18 protein-coding genes are annotated in these 16,888 nt (G+C 61.9%); 5 read left to right on the top strand and 13 right to left on the bottom strand.

Features of this window, described 5'->3' with window-relative positions; all coding sequences use genetic code 11:
* From QQJ86_RS09110 to QQJ86_RS09095, 4 genes are read right to left on the bottom strand one after another with little or no spacing between them, the layout of a single operon-like run.
* Nucleotides 1–495, bottom strand: coding sequence for a hypothetical protein (locus tag QQJ86_RS09110; protein WP_284320619.1), 495 nt, complete (start codon nucleotides 493–495; stop codon nucleotides 1–3).
* Nucleotides 492–1,817, bottom strand: coding sequence for a GldG family protein (locus QQJ86_RS09105; protein ID WP_284320618.1), 1,326 nt, complete (start codon nucleotides 1,815–1,817; stop codon nucleotides 492–494). Before QQJ86_RS09105 ends, QQJ86_RS09110 begins: the two co-directional genes overlap by 4 nt.
* Nucleotides 1,817–2,602: an ABC transporter permease gene (locus QQJ86_RS09100; protein WP_284320617.1), complete on the bottom strand. Its 786-nt coding sequence runs from the start codon at nucleotides 2,600–2,602 to the stop codon at nucleotides 1,817–1,819. Before QQJ86_RS09100 ends, QQJ86_RS09105 begins: the two co-directional genes overlap by 1 nt.
* Nucleotides 2,599–3,351 (bottom strand): ABC transporter ATP-binding protein, encoded by a 753-nt coding sequence (locus QQJ86_RS09095; RefSeq protein WP_284320616.1) that lies wholly within the window; start codon nucleotides 3,349–3,351, stop codon nucleotides 2,599–2,601. The genes QQJ86_RS09100 and QQJ86_RS09095 overlap by 4 nt, the downstream gene beginning before the upstream one ends.
* 145 nt (nucleotides 3,352–3,496) lie before the next feature.
* Here QQJ86_RS09095 and QQJ86_RS09090 point away from each other — a divergent pair, with 145 nt between their 5' ends.
* A complete protein-coding gene (locus QQJ86_RS09090) occupies nucleotides 3,497–4,693 on the top strand; it encodes a DesA family fatty acid desaturase (RefSeq protein WP_284320615.1) in 1,197 nt (398 codons plus the stop codon).
* A gap of 63 nt (nucleotides 4,694–4,756) precedes the next feature.
* Nucleotides 4,757–5,866, top strand: coding sequence for a saccharopine dehydrogenase family protein (locus tag QQJ86_RS09085; RefSeq protein WP_284320614.1), 1,110 nt, complete (start codon nucleotides 4,757–4,759; stop codon nucleotides 5,864–5,866).
* Here the strand turns inward: QQJ86_RS09085 and QQJ86_RS09080 are convergent.
* The 4 genes from QQJ86_RS09080 to rpmB form a co-directional block, all read right to left on the bottom strand.
* Nucleotides 5,859–6,275, bottom strand: coding sequence for a thiol-disulfide oxidoreductase DCC family protein (locus tag QQJ86_RS09080; RefSeq protein WP_423372875.1), 417 nt, complete (start codon nucleotides 6,273–6,275; stop codon nucleotides 5,859–5,861). The genes QQJ86_RS09085 and QQJ86_RS09080 overlap by 8 nt on opposite strands.
* Nucleotides 6,268–6,816, bottom strand: a complete 549-nt coding sequence (locus tag QQJ86_RS09075) for a DUF4166 domain-containing protein (protein WP_284320612.1) — start codon at nucleotides 6,814–6,816, stop codon at nucleotides 6,268–6,270. Before QQJ86_RS09075 ends, QQJ86_RS09080 begins: the two co-directional genes overlap by 8 nt.
* 128 nt (nucleotides 6,817–6,944) lie before the next feature.
* Entirely contained in the window at nucleotides 6,945–7,112 is a 168-nt protein-coding gene (gene rpmG / locus QQJ86_RS09070) for a 50S ribosomal protein L33 (protein ID WP_126685625.1), read from the bottom strand.
* Nucleotides 7,113–7,123: 11 nt separating this feature from the next.
* Nucleotides 7,124–7,360 (bottom strand): 50S ribosomal protein L28, encoded by a 237-nt coding sequence (gene rpmB, locus QQJ86_RS09065; protein WP_115477825.1) that lies wholly within the window; start codon nucleotides 7,358–7,360, stop codon nucleotides 7,124–7,126.
* Between the two features lie 572 nt (nucleotides 7,361–7,932).
* Between rpmB and secB the strand changes: the two genes are divergently transcribed.
* The 3 genes from secB (at nucleotide 7,933) to QQJ86_RS09050 (ending at nucleotide 12,620) form a co-directional block, all read left to right on the top strand.
* Nucleotides 7,933–8,436: a protein-export chaperone SecB gene (gene secB / locus QQJ86_RS09060; protein WP_284320611.1), complete on the top strand. Its 504-nt coding sequence runs from the start codon at nucleotides 7,933–7,935 to the stop codon at nucleotides 8,434–8,436.
* 20 nt (nucleotides 8,437–8,456) lie between these two features.
* Entirely contained in the window at nucleotides 8,457–9,497 is a 1,041-nt protein-coding gene (locus QQJ86_RS09055; RefSeq protein ID WP_284320610.1) for an NAD(P)H-dependent glycerol-3-phosphate dehydrogenase, read from the top strand.
* A gap of 96 nt (nucleotides 9,498–9,593) precedes the next feature.
* Entirely contained in the window at nucleotides 9,594–12,620 is a 3,027-nt protein-coding gene (locus QQJ86_RS09050; protein WP_284320609.1) for a DEAD/DEAH box helicase, read from the top strand.
* Nucleotides 12,621–12,691: 71 nt separating this feature from the next.
* Here the strand turns inward: QQJ86_RS09050 and QQJ86_RS09045 are convergent, their stop codons facing one another.
* From QQJ86_RS09045 to QQJ86_RS09025, 5 genes are all read right to left on the bottom strand, one after another.
* Nucleotides 12,692–12,850 carry a hypothetical protein gene (locus QQJ86_RS09045; protein WP_284320608.1) on the bottom strand — a complete coding sequence of 53 codons (159 nt, stop codon included), beginning with the start codon at nucleotides 12,848–12,850 and terminating at the stop codon, nucleotides 12,692–12,694.
* Between the two features lie 109 nt (nucleotides 12,851–12,959).
* A complete protein-coding gene (locus QQJ86_RS09040; RefSeq protein ID WP_284320607.1) occupies nucleotides 12,960–13,643 on the bottom strand; it encodes an HAD family hydrolase in 684 nt (227 codons plus the stop codon).
* A gap of 10 nt (nucleotides 13,644–13,653) precedes the next feature.
* Entirely contained in the window at nucleotides 13,654–14,016 is a 363-nt protein-coding gene (locus tag QQJ86_RS09035) for a hypothetical protein (RefSeq protein WP_284320606.1), read from the bottom strand.
* 26 nt (nucleotides 14,017–14,042) lie between these two features.
* Nucleotides 14,043–15,062 carry a glucokinase gene (gene glk, locus QQJ86_RS09030; RefSeq protein WP_284320605.1) on the bottom strand — a complete coding sequence of 340 codons (1,020 nt, stop codon included), beginning with the start codon at nucleotides 15,060–15,062 and terminating at the stop codon, nucleotides 14,043–14,045.
* 110 nt (nucleotides 15,063–15,172) lie between these two features.
* Nucleotides 15,173–16,696 (bottom strand): S53 family peptidase, encoded by a 1,524-nt coding sequence (locus QQJ86_RS09025; RefSeq protein ID WP_284320604.1) that lies wholly within the window; start codon nucleotides 16,694–16,696, stop codon nucleotides 15,173–15,175.
* Nucleotides 16,697–16,888: the final 192 nt, after the last annotated feature.

Here is a 16,888-nt window from a genome sequence, read left to right as displayed (position 1 = left end):
TTACTGCGCCTGCATGGATTGGCTTTGCGCGGAGCGCGGCATATAGCGTAGTGACACGATACCTACGCGCTCACCAGCCTGCACGTAAACATTGTGACCGATCGCAGTTGCGGCCCCGAAACGCAAGGTCTCGTCGTCCAGTTCGAGCTTGGCTTGCGATGGCTCCAGGCCAATCTTTGTCAGGTCATAGCTGCTTGCCGGCTGCCAGCTTTGTACTGGGGCGGCAGCGATGCGCACCAGTTCTTCCAGGCGCCGATCATCGGCACGCGTTTCGGTTGCTGAATCGCCGCGCCACCAATGCTCGCCGCGTTTCACATAGTGCTCGGATGGCGCGCTACCCATTTTCAGAGCTACATGCGTGACTTTGTCTGGTTGGAATGGCAGCAGCGTGCCGGGTGCATCGTGCTGATCAGTTCGCAGCTGCCACCATGCTGCGGCAAGCAATACGATCACTGCACCAAAAAGCCACAATTGATGACGCACAGCCCGCTTCATGCGCGTCGCCTGCGCCAAGCGATCATGCCGCCGATCACCAGCAATAACAGTGGTATGAGCACGATGAAGCTGACGCTCAACAGACTCAGTTCTCCCTGCGATACCGTCAGCACGCGATCGGGTGCACCGCGTGGCGGCATGCTGATGAGCTGGTCATCACCCAATAGCCAGTCGAAGATGCGTTCACCCAGCGCACGGTTGCCACCGTTGCCGAGATAACTGTTAGAAAGAAAATCGCCGTTGCCGATGATAGCCACGCGCTGCTCGCTCTTGGCGGGGCTAGGCGACAGGCGACTGAGTGCGAAACCGAAATCGAGCGGCCCTTTCAGCGACGCGGTTGTGCTGCCATTGAGTGATTGCGTTGTGGCTTGCGGACTGGAGCGCAGAAAGGGTTCGGGCTTCCAATCGCTCTTTCGCACTTCTGCCAGCGGCGCGACTTCCGGAAACAACGTAGTGAGTGTGAAGCCGCGGGTAATCCTGCTGGGCGGATAATCGCCGAGCGCGATCATGCGCGGATCTTTCAGTCCCAACGCCGCGGAAGATGCGTCGACCAATTCACCCGGCAACACGCGAATGGCGAGCGCTTCTGCGATCGGTTGCAGGCTTGTGTCGAGATTGCCGGGATCAGCTAGCCACAGCAGATTGCCGCCGCTGGCGAGGTAATCGGTGAGCGCCTTCGTCGCGCCCGGTGCCAGCGCCGCCTGCGGCCCGGCCAGCACGACCAGATCCGTATGCTCGGGCACGCTGGTAACTTGCGAGAAATTCAGCGGCACCGCACGCATGCCGCTCTGCTCAAGTTGCGACACGAAAGTGCCAAGGTCTGCGTTGCCAAGGCCATCGGCACGACGCTCGCCATCTCCGGTAACGAACGCCACGATGCGATCGTTGCCGCGCACCAGGCGCTCCAGCGCATCGGTGAAGCTGCGTTCGGTCAGCGTATCCATGCGTTGCTGACGATCGCGATAATGCAAGATCAATTCGCCATCGACGGTGACGCCGAGGTTGCGCATGGCCGCGGGATCCTGCTGCGGATCGACGAAGCTCAGATGCAGATCCGGCTTCGCTTGTTGATAGCGCTGTAGCGCTGCAGCGATGGTCTGGCGAAGATCGCCTTGCGGGCTTGCATAGCTGATGATGTCGACGGGGCCGTCCAGTTTTGCCAGCACAGCGCGCGTTTCCGGCGACATGCTTACGCGGCTGTTGTAAGTCCAGTCGACGGCGTGATCGTGACGCGCGGTGAGAAAGCCGATCGCGCAGGCGCCAAGCAGTATCAGCAGTGCAAACAGCCATCCATTGAGGCGACGCATGAAAGACACGTTCATCAGTCGCGCTCCTTGTCTGCCGCCAGGCGTTGCGTGCCAAGTGCGAGCGCTACGGTGATGGCCAGCAGAAACCACACCACGTCAGCACTCGATACCAGACCGCGCAACAAGGTTTCCTGGTGCGTGCTCATCGCTAGCCAGTTGATGAAACCATTATTAATGCCGGCAAGCTGCGCGCCGAGGTTGATGCAATTGAGCGCCAGGCTGATCATCAGCGCGGCCACGGCGGCAACCGCAGAATGTGAGGCGAAGGCCGAACAGGCGACGCCGATTGCGCCAAGCACGGCAAGCGCGAGAAAAGTGCCGAGCGTGGCGGCAGCAAGTTTGCCCCAGTCCAGCGTTACGCCGTGTGCGAGGCTCACTGGAATAGCGAGCGCAAGTAGCAGCCATAGCGCCAGCCAGATCAGCACGGCCAGGTATTTGCCGAGCAGGATGCGGGAGGAAGAAAGCCCCGTCGAAAACAGCAGCGGCAACGTACCGGCGCTGCGCTCGCTTGCCAGCGTAGACATGGTCAGCAACGGCACCAGCAGCAACGCAAGTTCGATCATGCCGAACGGCAATGGGCTGCCAGTGATGAAGCTGCTGTACAAGCGCACAGCCACCAGGTCGGTATAGCCGGGGCCATCTGGCAAGGCCGCAAGCCTTACCTGATTGAGCAGAAAAATCTGCAGCAACAGCGCGAAGCGCCATCCCAGCTCCGCCAGAGCGAGCGCAGCGATGATCCAGCCAAGCGGGCGCACGAACAGGCGGCGCAATTCCAGCCGCGTCACAGCGAATAAGGTCATGCGGCTTGAGCCCTGCCGGCCATCGCAATATCGAAGAAGTTTTTTTCCAGCGCGGCATGTTGATCCGCAGGTAGCGGCGCGTCGTGGCGCAACGCACCCTCATGCAGGATCGCTACGCGATCGCAGACCGCTGTCACTTCGGTCAGCTGGTGCGTGGAGAGGATGACAGCTGTGCCAGCATCAGCCAGCTCGCGCAGCAGCGCGCGCAAGGCGACGACCTGTACCGGATCAAGCGCGTTGGCGGGCTCATCCAGCACCAGCAGGGCGGGGCGATGCAGCATGGCGCAGGCCAATCCGAGGCGTTGCCGCTGCCCCTGCGACAAAACGCCGGCGAGGCGGCGCGACAGATTCTTCAGTTCCAGGCGCTCGAGCACCGCATCGCGGGCTTCGTCCAGCCGTACGCCGGCGATCCCCCGCAGGCGGCCATGGGCCTCCAGATGTTCGCGGACGGTCAGTTCTGGCCATAGCGGGGCAGCTTCCGGCAGCCAGCCGATGGCCTGGCGGGCCAGTTCCGGCTGCTCCAGGAAGTCCCGCCCTTGGAGTCGAATAGCCCCGCGATCGGGTCGCAAAGCCCCGGCGACCATGGCCAGGGTGGTCGACTTGCCGGCCCCGTTGACGCCAAGCAGCCCAAGGACTTGGCCGGCTTCCAGGCGCAGGGTGAGGTCGGACACAGCCGCCCGCCCGGCGCGGCGCCGGGTGACCCCTTCAAGTTGCAGTACGGGAGGTAAAGCAGGTTTAGGCGCGTTCATTGCATGATTGTCAGGGTGACCCCATCCGGCAGACAACCGTTTCTTGTCACGGTTTAACGGAAGTCGAAGTGCTAGGGTCTTACCATGCTGGTGGGTACGGACACCCTCGACTAGACTGTTTTTTCTACGATCAGGATTTTCCACGATGCTCGACGCTGTGCTGCATTTCCTTTCCGGCGGGGTGACTCAGGCCGGTTGGGTGGCGATTCTCGTTTATCTGTTGGTGGTCACGCAGATCACCATCTTCACCGTCACCCTCTACCTGCACCGCTGCCAGACGCATCGCGGCGTCGATCTGCACCCCCTCATCGCGAATTTCTTCCGCTTCTGGGGCTGGCTCACGACGGGCATGGTTACCAAGGAGTGGGTGGCGGTGCATCGCAAGCACCACGCCAAGGTGGAGACGGAAGAAGATCCGCACAGCCCCCAGATCTACGGCATCAAGAAGGTGTTCTGGGATGGCGTGTCGCTGTACCGCGACGCCAGCTACGTGAAGGAAGACCTGGAAAAGTACGGCCGCGGCACGCCGGACGACTGGATCGAGCGCAAGCTCTACACCGGCCATCCGTACTGGGGTCCGGCGCTGATGCTGATCATCAACCTCGCGCTGTTCGGCGTGATCGGTGCCGCCGTGTGGGCGGTGCAGATGGTCTGGATTCCGTTCTGGGCGGCCGGCTTCGTCAACGGCATCGGTCACTGGTGGGGCTATCGCAACTTCGAAAGCTCCGACACGGCCACCAACCTCATTCCTTGGGGATTCTGGATCGGTGGCGAAGAACTGCACAACAACCATCACGCGTTCCCCAGCTCGGCCAAGTTCGCGCTGCGCAAGTGGGAATTCGATATCGGTTGGGCCGCTATCTGCGTGCTGCGCAAGCTGGGTCTGGCCAAGGTGCTGCGCGTGGCGCCCACGTTGGACGTGCGTCCCAACGTGCACCTGCCCGATGCCGAAACCTTGAAAGCTGTGCTTACGCACCGCTTCCAGGCGATGACCGATTACTACCGCAACGTTATCGTCCCCACGCTGCGTGACGAAGCGCAGCATGCAGGCGAAGGTATCAAGTCCATCCCGCGCCGCCTGCGCCGCGCATTCGCCGACGGTGGCCGTTGGCTCGACGGCGAAAACCGCGAGCGCATGCAGGCCGTGCTGGCCAAGCGTCCGGTGCTCAATACAGTGTGCGAATTCCGCAACCGCCTTGCTGAGCTGATGGAACAGCGTGGTGCCGATCAGGCACTGAAGGGTTTGCAACAATGGATCGTTGAGGCTGAGCAGAGCGGTATTCGCGCGCTGCAGGAATTTGCACAGCGGTTGAAAGGCTATTCGGTGGCCAGCGGCGTCTGATCGCGCATCGACGTTTCAACAAGAGCCCGCCTTCACGGCGGGCTTTTTATTGGCGAATACATCATGGCGACTAGGGTGCTGTTGATTGGGGCAACCGGTGTATTCGGCGCGCGCATTGCTGCGCGTCTCGCGCATGACGCTCGGTTTGCATTGACCATTGCCGGACGCACGCTAGCGACACTGGAGCATCTGCAGAATGAGCTTGGAGATCCATCTGTCCACACGGTGGTGATCGATGTTGAAGCTGCCGACTTCCACAACGCGCTGAGCAGTCTCAAGCCCGACCTCGTCATCCACGCAGCAGGCCCCTTTCAGGTGCAGGACTATCGAGTAGCAAAAGCCTGTCTTGCTTGCGGCAGCGATTATGTGGATCTGGCCGATGGGCGTGAATTCGTTGCGGGCATCGGTGGGTTGGACGCACAAGCTCGTGAAGCGGGATGCCTGTTGGTCAGTGGAGCCTCGACGGTGCCGGCGCTGAGTAGTGCGGTGGTTGATCATTTACGCGATCGATTCGCTGCGCTGCTGTCCATCGATCACGCCATCAGCCCAGGCAATCGTACGCCTCGTGGCGACGCGACGGTGGCTGCGATACTCGGTTATTGCGGGCGTCGTGTTCCGATTTGGCGTGATGGCGAATGGCAAAGCGGATACGGCTGGTTATCGACGAAGCGTGTGCCGTTCGTGTCGGGGTCGCGTTGGGTTGGTTTATGCGATGTCCCTGATCTCACACTTTTCCCTCAGCGCTATGTGGGTGTGCAGCGTGTAACGTTTCGCGCGGGATTGGAGTTGCGTCGGCTTCATTTCGGCACGTGGTTGCTGGCGTGGCTCGTACGGCTTGGCGTCATCAAAGACCTGGCGCGTCACGCACACCGGTTAAGGCGCATTAGCGAATGGTTTCTTCATGAAGGTACCGACGAAGGTGGCATGGTGATGCTTTTGCAAGGCGTCGATGAAAGCGCAAGACCGGTGCGCATGCGCTGGTCGCTGCATGCGGCGGCAGGAGATGGGCCGCAGATTCCGGCCATGCCTGCGGTGGTGCTGGCCCGGAAGAAGGCGGGCGGTGCGCTCAAAACCCGCGGGGCCATGCCGTGCCTGGGATTGTTCGGCCTGGAGGAGGCGCTGGCTGCGCTCGCGGATTACGACATTCACGCCAAACTCGAAACCATTACGTGATGAAGCGCGAGAGCTGCTCTGGTGAAGGTACGAAGCATTGATCACTACGCCCGAACAGGCGATAGCGATGACGTGCTACGAAGCGATACGCGACATCACGCAGCGTGCGCGGAATCCACAACATCAACCCGCCAAGCCAATGCCAGCGACGACGGGGCAAGCCACGCAGGACGCGGGCGATGGCGGTGGTGTCGGTATAGCCGTGACCATCTTCGACCAGCAGCATCGAAAACGGCGAGTCCGGGTCCAGCCCATGTGTCTGCAGCAAATGGCGACCGCTCTCCGATTGCATGGATGCAAAGCGGTAGTGCCCTTCATGATCGCGCTGAAGCAGGAAGCGGACCCAGCGGCTGCATAGCAGGCAGACACCGTCGTAGACAATTACGGGCGGTGCGGCGCGCTCACTCATCAACGATCTCCAACCATCCGCGATAGGCAACGAGGCGGCCTATCCACGGCAAACGTGTGTCGATAGCGAAAGCATAGCGTCCATCGCGCTCGCCGCTGTGCGACAAAACCGTACCGAGCCATCCGCGTGGCACATGAATGCCGAACACCTTTGCACCGTGCAAACACCACTCCACGCCGTGCGCGTCGGGACGCAACGAGAAGCACAAAGTGACAGGACCGAGGCGTTCGAGCAGATAAGTGGATGTGGCGTCGCGTCGCAGTGTCGATTGCATGTGGCCAAGAGCAAAACGTCGCGTCCAGGTTTCACTCACGCCTTGACGCTCGATGCATATCTCCAGCGATTGCCCGGGGCCGGGTGACGGCAATCCGAGCACTCGTCGCAGCGTTTTCAAGAGGAAGTTGCTGTCGCCTTCCACATCCGCTTTGCCGCGGGCTACGACACGTGTCGAGAAGCCATGCATGCGGCGTACCGATTCAGGCAGGCTACGCCAGGCGGGTTCGCCAAGCAGGCTGGGGAAGAGTGCTTCGGCTGTGTCCATGTGGCGATCATGCGGAACGGCTATGGGCGTCCGCAAGCGCAGGCAAAAGAAAACCCGCCTCGAGGGCGGGCTTTCAATAGAAGGTACTTGATCCCGACTTTTGCCGGGATGACCCACCTAACGGTGAATCACTTGATCTTGCCTTCCTTGTAGATCACGTGCTTGCGCACAACCGGATCGTACTTCTTGAACTCGAACTTTTCCGGTGTGTTCTTCTTGTTCTTCTGCGTGGTGTAGAAGTGGCCGGTGCCGGCCGAAGAGATCAGACGGATCTTGTCGCTCTTGCTCTTGGACATGGCTTAGCTCCTTAGATCTTTTCGCCGCGGGCACGCAGGTCGGCGATCACGGCCTCGATGCCCTTCTTGTCGATGGTGCGCAGCGCCTGGTTGGAGACGCGCAGTTTGACCCAACGGTTTTCGCTGGGAACCCAGAACCGGCGCTCATGCAGATTTGGCAACCAGCGGCGGCGGGTCTTGTTGTTAGCGTGCGAGACGTTGTTGCCGGTCTGCACACCTTTTCCGGTGACTTGGCATACACGGGCCATGATGACCTCCGTAAATTCGTAAACCGCCCGTTGGCCAGGGCGACATCGGCCCAGCGGCGCTGTGCGCCACGCGATGCTGGAGGGTGTTGCTTTTCGCCGTTGTCGTGAGGTCCGCATCGCGTTGCGGAATGCCCGGATGGCCGGGTCAACTTGGGCGAGCCGTACATTATCCCGTAAAAACAGCCGAATGTGCAATCTGTAACCAGGGGCGCGCTAATCCCTTCTGCGTAGGCGGCATGATGTCCAGAAGGCTCGCAGAGTGTGTTGCACGGTGAAGAGAAGACTGGCTGTCTTTTCAAGCCGTGCGGTGCAGTCTGCGAGCCTTCTGGACATCACCCTTCGGGCCGGCTCTGCCTGTCCGCATCTCTTCGGTCCATCGTCTCGACAGACGGCCAGTCTGCCTTCGCCGATGCCCCTGTGATCTGCGAACAGGCAGAGCCGGTGACGCCCACGCAGAAGGGATTAGCGCGCCCCCGAGCGGCATTCGCCGACATGGCGACAGACGGGGATGTATGGAACAATTCCCCTCCTTTGCGCCTCGTGCGCTTCGCCTTTCGAACCGAGGGATACCCATGGCAGACATCACCGCCAACGGCCAAGCCACTGGCCAGGCCAATCAGCCGCAGCTCGTGCTGCAGAAGATTTACGTCAAGGACGTGTCCTTCGAGGCGCCCAACGCGCCGCAGATTTTCCAGGAAGTTGGCGAAATCACCGATGCCCCGCAGGTCCAGCTCAACCTGTCCCAGCGCGCCACCGGCCTGGGCAACGACCTTTACGAAGTGGTGCTGACGCTGACACTGACCTGCACCATCAACGAGCGCACCGCCTATCTGGCGGAAGTGCAGCAGGCGGGCTTGTTCGGCATCGCCGGTTTCAACGAAGCGGACCAGGCCGGCATCATCGGCAGCTATTGCCCGAATCTGCTTTTCCCGTACGCCCGCCAAGTGATCTCGAGCCTGGTGCAGGAAGGCGGCTTCCCCCCCTTCCTGCTGCAGCCGATCAATTTCGAAGCCCTGTACGCCGAGCAGCAGCGCCGTATGGCGACCGGCGGCGAGGCGCCTACGCTCAACAGCTGACCGAGCGAACAGGTCCTGACATGACCGACCAGCCCATTGTTGATCGGGATGGCCTGGCTGTCCTCGGCGCTGGCTCCTGGGGAACAGCCCTAGCCGCGCTGGCCGCGCGCAATGGCGTGCCCACTCGCTTGTGGGGACGCGACGCGGCGGCCCTGGCTGCCATGGCGACCAGTCATCGCAACCAGCGCTACCTGCCAGATCTCGAGCTACCGGCCGGACTCACTTTCGAGCCCGATCTGGCCAAAGCCGTGCGCGGCGCCACGACCGTGCTGGTCGTGGTGCCCAGCCATGCCTTCGCCGAGATGCTGAACGAGATCGCGCCCATGCTCGATCCAGGCGCCAGCATTGCCTGGGCGACGAAAGGTTTCGAGCCGGGTACTGGGCGATTCCTGCATGAACTGGTGGCGCAAAAGCTGCCGGGGCGTGCTGCGGCAGTCATCACCGGCCCGTCGTTCGCGCGCGAGGTGGCTGCTGGCATGCCCAGCGCCGTCACTGTGCATTCGGAGAACGAGGCTTTCGCACAGCATCTGGCCACCTTGCTGCATGCGCCGAACTTCCGTGCCTACACCGGCAACGATGTGCTCGGTGCGGAACTGGGTGGCGCGATGAAGAACGTGTTGGCCGTTGCCACCGGCGTGGCCGACGGCATGCAGCTCGGGCTCAATGCGCGCGCAGGCCTGATCACGCGCGGCATGAACGAGATGCTGCGACTGGGCGTGGCGCTCGGCGCGAAGCCGGAAACCTTGATGGGATTGTCCGGCCTGGGTGACCTGGTGCTTACGTGCACCGGTGATCTATCGCGCAACCGTCGTCTGGGACTGGCATTGGGGCAGGGCATCGGTATTCACGAAGCCGTCGCACAGATCGGCCAGGTGGTGGAAAGCGTCGTGACGGCTGACGAGGTGATTCGTTTGGCCGACAAGCACGGCCTGGATCTTCCTATCAGCAAGGGCGTGCGCGCCGTGCTGCATGGTGAAGTCACGCCGGTCGAAGGCTTGAAGGCGCTGATGGCGCGCGAGCAGAAACCGGAATACCCGCAAGGCTTGTTCGGAACGCATTGAACGATCGTTTTGCGAAGTGTGTGCGTACCCGGTTGTGGTACGCACCCTGATCGCTGCTAAGCTCAAGGTTTTGATCGCTCCAGGGATCGCATGCGCATGCACCTACCGGACGAGAACCAGCAAGGCGATCCTTCCGCCTCGAACGAAGAAGAGCGCGAGGAAAGCCTGCCTAGCACGTGGCGCAAGCTGCTGGGCAAGCCCTCTGCGTCGCCGGCACACGAGCACTTGGTGCTGGGGTTCTTCTTCGAGGTGATGCCGGAAGACGGCGCGCCCTACGCGCGCCTGGATGCGGCACCGGTGCTTCTGGTGCCCGTCGAACACGGCCGCTTCTCGCGTCCTGCGCCGCTGGAAAGCAAACTGCTCGCGCATGCAGTGCTGACTTTGCACGAGCAGCGCCTGGCCACCTCCGTACTTGGCCTGCCGCAGACGCTGCGCAAATCGCGCAGCTATGCGCGATTGTCCGGTCATGTCGGTAACGCATTGCTGGCCGAAATGCTGGACACCGCACCTTGCTTCCTTGGCGGTCTCGCCGGTCTGCGGCTGTCGCGCGGCAAATCGCACCAGCTCAACTGGCATTGGCAACTGGAGCAGGACGGCAGCCAGCGTTTGCTGCCGGCGTTGCCTCACAGCCAACGCCTGCTGCGCCTGGAGGGTCTGTGGTATCTGGACGCCGAGCGCGCCGAACTAGGCCATCTCGAAGCCGATCCGGAAGAAACCCACTGGCTGGATCTGCCGCCGCTCAAGCACGAATACAGCCGCACCCTGCGCCGCGCCTTGCCTCAGAGCCGCTTGGCGCACCGCATTCCGCTGCCGCAAGTGTTCGGTGAATTGCGTCGCGCTGAGCTTGCCCCCAAACCCGTGCTTACTCTGCACGCGCTCACGCGTCACGCGCGCCTGGCCGCGGGCACGCCACCGCTAGCGTATGCGCGGCTCGCCTTCGATTACGCCGGCGAGCGTTTGCCGGGACGCGGCGGTGAGCCGCTGGTGCGTCGCATCCGCAACGGCCAGCTCGTCGAAATCGCGCGCAAGCGCGCCGAAGAGTTGTCCACCATGGAGCAGCTCGAGCGCGCCGGCCTCACGCTGGGGGTGGATACCGAAGGCCTACCCTGGGATCTGGCTGACACCCTGCCGGAAGACGCCTGGCTGTTCCCCGGCAAGGGCCACGCCGGCGCGCTCGAAGTCAATACGCCGGCGCGCTGGCTTGCGCTGCGGCCAAAGCTGGAAGCGGAAGGTTTTCTGCTCGAATACGCACCCAGCTTCCCGTTCGAAGTGCTGGAAGGTCCCGTGCGCTGGTACGGCCAAGCCGTCGAGGATGCTGACGATCACGCCTTCGATCTGGAAATCGGCATCGAAATCGAAGGCAAGCGCAGAAACCTGCTGCCTGCGGTAGCGCAAGCGCTGGCCGAACATCAGCTCAATCTCAGTCCTGCGCCGAACGAGCCGGAAGATGCCGTGTGGTACGCGCCGGTCGACGAACGCCGCCGTGTGCCGGTGCGGTTGAAAGAACTGCGTGGCCTGCTGGCGCCGCTTGCCGAATATCTTGAAAAGCCCAAGAAGAAGTTGCACCTGCCGCGCGTACAGGCGGGTCGTCTGGAAGAAATCGTTGAGGCGCTTCCGGTAGGCGGTGAACTGCAGGCGCCGGAGCAATTGCGTGGTTTCACCGCGCGCCTGCGCGATGCGGCCGAACGCGCCAGCGATGCCATCCCCGAAGGCCTCACGGTCGAACTGCGCCCCTATCAGCGTGAAGGCTTGCGCTGGTTGAATGCGCTGGCCGAAGCGGGTGTCGGCGGCGTGCTCGCCGACGACATGGGGCTGGGCAAGACGCTGCAACTGATTACGCACTTGCTTGCGTTGAAAGAACGTGGCTCCTTGGAGCAGCCGGCGTTGATCGTGGTGCCCACCAGCCTCATTCCCAACTGGCTCGCAGAAATAGCGCGTTTCGCGCCATCGTTGCGCGCGCTGGCTCTGCATGGTCCGCAACGTAGCGGTGATTTTTCGCAGATCGGCACCCAGGACATCATCCTTACCAGCTACGCCTTGCTGCCGCGCGATGTGGTCACGCTGCGCAAGCAACCGTTTTCGCTGATCGTGTTCGATGAAGCGCAACAGGTGAAAAATCCGCGCACACAGGCACGCCGTGCGGCGCTTACCCTGCGTGCGCCACGCTGCGTGTGTCTCACCGGTACGCCGTTGGAAAACCATCTGGGCGAACTATGGTCGCAAGTGGATCTCGCCGTGCCGGGCCTGCTCGGCGACGAAGGTGCATTCCGTCGTCACTACCGCGTGCCGATCGAAAAGCAACGCGACGAAGACTGTCAGGCGCGCCTCAATCGACGCCTCGCACCGTTCATCCTGCGCAGAACCAAGTCGCAAGTTGCGTCAGAGCTGCCGTCGAAAACCGAAATCACTCGTCGCGTGGTGCTCGATGGCCGTCAGCGCGAACTGTACGAAAGCCTGCGCCTGTCGCTTGCCGACGAACTGCGCGAGGTGATTGCTCAACGCGGTATCGCGCACAGCGGCATCGTGGTGCTCGATGCACTGCTCAAACTGCGCCAAGTGTGCTGCGATCCGCGCCTGGTGAAACTGGAGGCCGCGCGCGGCGTGCGTGACTCGGCGAAGTTTGAATTGCTGATGGACATGCTGCCTGCGCTCCTCGCCGAAGGCCGCAAAGTGCTGCTGTTCTCGCAGTTCACCGAAATGCTCAAGCTGATCGCGAATGAATTGGAACGCCATCGCATCAGCTACGTGATGCTCACGGGCGAAACGCGCGATCGTGCTGAGCCAGTGCAGCGCTTCCAGGAAGGCGATGTACCGCTGTTCCTGCTTTCACTGAAAGCCGGTGGCGTAGGCCTCAACCTTACCGCCGCCGATACGGTCATCCACTACGACCCGTGGTGGAATCCCGCCGCTGAAGCGCAAGCCAGCGATCGTGCCCATCGCATCGGACAGGACAAGCCGGTGTTCGTGTTCCGCTTGATCACGGCAGGCACGGTCGAAGAACGTATCGAAGAACTGAAAGCACGCAAGGCGGAATTGGCCGAAGCGGTGCTGGAAGGCGGCGGTACGCGTGAGAGGCTGAGTTTCGATCAGTCCGATCTGGATGCGCTGCTAGCGCCAGGTTGATGTGGGTTGGGGTGCAAACCCCAACATCGTCCCCCTGATAGACATGCCAACGTTGTGGTTCGCACCCCAATCTACCTTTGCTCATCCACCGGCTTCGCCTGCACCCAATCCGGCTTGCCCACCACCACCGTGCCATGCACGCTGCTGAAATCAGCGTCGGCTTCGTCATGCAATTTATTGGCAATGGCGAATGCACTTTGTGGGAAGGGCGAAAACCCGCTCAGATACACGCTGCCACCTCCACGCGCAGCATCGTCGATGGGCTGAATGTTGTGGTTGAAACGACGAATCGCGCGCGGCGCGGCGATGCTGTCGCCGTACTTCGACGCTTAGCGGCTCTTAGTCGCGCGCGGCTACTTCATCGACATGCTTGAGAAGGTCAGCCGGATCGTCGTACACGCGGAACGCGCCGGAACGCTGCAGTTCGTCCTGGCCATAGCCGCCCGAAAGCAAGCCCACGCCCAACGCACGCGCACGCTGTGCGGCGAGCATGTCCCAGATGCTGTCGCCGATCACCAGCGAGCGATGGATGTCCACGCCCAGCCGCTCGGCAGCGGCGATGAATAAATCCGGATCGGGTTTGGCATGACGCACCATGTCGCGCGTCACCACCGGCACCTCATTCGGATCAACACCGAGGGCAGCGAGATTGTGCGCAGCGGTGCGCATGCGGCCGCTGGTGGCGATCGCCCACGGAATCTTTTCTTCGGTGAGGAATTCCAGCAACTCCCGCGCGCCAGGCAAGGGTCGCACCGAGCCCTGCGTGTGGTGGCGATTGAAGGCTTCCGCGTGCCGCTGCTGCAGACGCTCGATGCGCTCCGGCGTGATATCCAGGCCGGTTTCACGCAGCAGGATGTTGGTGAACAGGCCGCCGCTCATGCCGATCTTGCGATGGATGCTCCACACCGGCAGCACCACGCCTTCTTCGTCCAGCGCTTCCTTCCACGCCAGCACGTGTTGATAGACGCTGTCGATCAGCGTGCCGTCGAGGTCAAACAAAAAAGCGGTGTTGGAGCGAGGCATGGTGTGCGTGTCAACCGTAACGGGGAATGTGCTTGTCCGCGTCGAAACCACAAGACACGCACGGTGGAGGGTTATTGAGTTTGTTGAAAATGGCGGATAGCTCGCAATAGCGGCCGTTGCATTTTGGACATTTTGATCGCAACAGGGGCAGGAGCATGGCAAGCGCTGTCAGCACGCCGGTAGCCCGAATGACCCATGGAATCCAATCAGGCGCAGAGCCAGCTAACGGGCCATCAGAAAATTCCAAGCCAAGAAAGAGGCCGAGCATGAGCACGGGCAAACTCATTTGGGCCAGGCGCAATTTGGAACGCAGCGCTTCGACAGCCGCACGTAGCTGCCGATTATTCATTGGTTTTTCAAATACGTCGCTCATGGAGTCCTTCCCAATATGAATCGCCTTCAGTCTGAATGTTGTCGCAGTGACCTTCCTGACTCCAGCACCGCCAACGCCGCAGCGCCGAGCAAGCCCGGTTCGGGATGCGTGATAGCGATGGTCGGCACGCGTTCCATCGTGTCGCGGAAGCGGCCCTTGGCTTCGAAGCGTTCGCGGAAGCCACCGTGTTGCAGCCACGGCATCAGAATCTTCAGCACGCCGCCGGTGAGATAGACGCCATCCCAGCCGCCGAGGCTCAGCACTAGGTCACCGGCCACGCTGCCGAAAATGCCGGCCAGCGTCTCCACCGTACGCACGCACAACGCGTCGCTGCTATCGGTGGCGCGCGCGGTGATGTCTTCAGGTGTGTATTCCTGCGCGGGTTGCCCGGCGATGTCGGCGAGCGCCAGATAGAGATTCACCAAGCCATTGCCGCAAATCATGCGCTCGTTCGACACGCGCCCGAAGCGGGCGTTGAGACGATGCAGTATTTCCACATCCTCGGCGGTGTGTGCGGCGAAACCGGAATGACCGCCTTCGGTTTCCAGCACGATCCAGTGGCCGTGGCGATACAGCAGACCGGCCACGCCAAGGCCGGTACCCGGACCCATCACGACGAAGGTCTGCGTGGACTTGTGATCGTGCTCTGGTGGCAACACATTGCCGACCGCTTGCAGTTGATCTCTGTGCAGCAACGGAATGGACATGCCCTGAGCGGCGAAATCGTTCACCAGGCGCACACGCTCAAAGCCCAGTTCCGCCTGCAGGCCATGCGCGGAAACCGCCCAGGGATTATTGGTGATCTGCACCGTTTCGCCGTTGGCGATGCGCCCGGCGGCGGCGATGATCGCCTGCGTGGCGATGTGGCCCGTGTCGGCGAAGTACTGGCGGATGGTGTCGGCCAGCGTATCGAAATCCTTCACACGGTAGCGCCGCACGCTGTCCAGCAGCAGCGGATCGGCGGATGCAGCGTCGGCCAGGGCGAAACGGACGTTGGTACCGCCAAGGTCGGCAAGCAGGGTGGGGGAGGCGATGGAGCGATCCATGGGGAATCCGAGGTAACGAGCCTTACAAGACTGCCCGTTGTTGCCGTATTCGTCCAGCATCGAAGAGACATAAGGTTGCCCCTCTCCCAGTGGGAGAGGGGCTTTGGTTATCAGCTTTTCTGTGCCGACAACGCATCCAGCAACGCTTGCCCGTTTGGACTGCCAAGCCCTGTGCAGGCATCCCAGCCTGGGCCTGCTTGATATGCGCCGTTATTGCCTTGCGTGATATCGCGAAACGCAGATACGCCGATCTGATAGATCGCCGCGTGTACATCGCCCACTGGCTTGGTCAGTTTCTGGTTGAAGCGTGCGATCAACGCTGCCCATAGCGGCGCCACCGCGCTGGTGCCGCCGATCACCTGCGCCTGGCCACCGACCAGGATCTGATAACCCGTTGCAGGATCGGCATTGCCGGCCACGTCGGGCACGCCGCGCCCGGTGCTGCCGCTTGCCGTGGTGGGCACATTGGCGGTCTGCTGCCAGGTCGGCAGCGGGTATTCGATGCTCACGCCGCCGCCAGTGGCGCCTTCGTTGCTGGCGGTGTCGTTCCACACCACCTCGCTCTGAATCGTCTGGCCATTGGCGACCAGCGTGGTGCCGCCGCAGGCCAGCGAATATGGGCTGGAAGCTGGAAAATCGACGTGCACTTTTCCGTCGCTCACGCCGTCGCTGGAGCCGTTATCGCCGGCCGCGGAAACGACGGTCACGCCGAGCGCCGCCGCATCCTGCAAGGCGGTTTCCATGGCGGTGCGCGATTGGCTGCTCCAATTGTCCTCGGGGCCACCCCAGCTGATCGACATCACCGATGGCTTATAAGTGGTGTCGTGCGCAGCCTGCGAAATCGCTTCGTAAAAACCCTGGTCAGTGTTTGGCGAGAAATACACCGCGATGGTGGCGCCAGGTGCCAGTGCGCCGGCTACTTCGATATCCAGCCCCACTTCGATATCAGCATCGCCGCCGCCTGGCTGGTTTTGCCCGCCCGCGACGGAAACGGCCACCACCTTCGGCGGGTTGCTGATACCAAGGCTGGAAAAATATTGGCTGAGATCGCTGCTGGTATAGCCGCCGCCCAGCTCAATGATGGCGATGGTTTGCCCGGTGCCGTCAGTGCCGGCGGGAAAGTTGTAGAGCTGTCCTAACTGAGGCGGTGTGTACGAGGAGCTCGTTTGTGCCAACGGCTTGCGGAAATGCGGCTGAGCCACCGGCCGTTGATCCAGGCCCAGCACGGCGATCGCCTCTGGCGGCAGCGTAGGTGCGTGACCGCAGCCGACGAACTGGCAATGGTCCATCTGGTATTTCCCCAGCGTCACGCCGAATGCCTGTTCCAACGCAGCAGGTGCGCCACGCAGATGCAACACACGGCGCTGCAGGTCGCAGCCGGTTTCAGTGAGTCCATGCTGGCGCGCAAAACCGCGCAGGTTTTCCACATCGGTCGGATTGGCGCCGTGCTGATTGCCGAATTCGGCACGCGTCAGACGCGGTGCATGCGGCCATTGCGCAGGCGTTGGCGCCGCATCCGAACGGCGGCGCAATACAACGGTCACATCGATCGGCTCGGTGCCATCGTGCGGGCCCAGATACTTCATGCTTTCGGGCGTGGTCCAGTGCGATGGGCGCTTGGCCTGCTGAATCATGACGCAGCTCCTTGAATGTGAGGGGACAGCGCCACCAAAGATGGCACACGGAATGTGTCGAACTCGCGTATGTGCGAATCGACGTTTAACTAAGGTGCGTATTCTTGAATCAACGCATCTCACGTATTGAGTCTTGAACGCGGCGTTCTGTCCAAGCGCCGGCGCGTCTGCGGCGTTAGACTATGCGACGGT

This window comes from Dyella acidisoli (assembly GCF_030160295.1).
Classification (GTDB): Bacteria; Pseudomonadota; Gammaproteobacteria; order Xanthomonadales; family Rhodanobacteraceae; genus Dyella_B; species Dyella_B acidisoli.
Note: the sequence above shows the minus strand (reverse complement) of the source record. Positions and strands in the feature narration are given on the sequence as shown.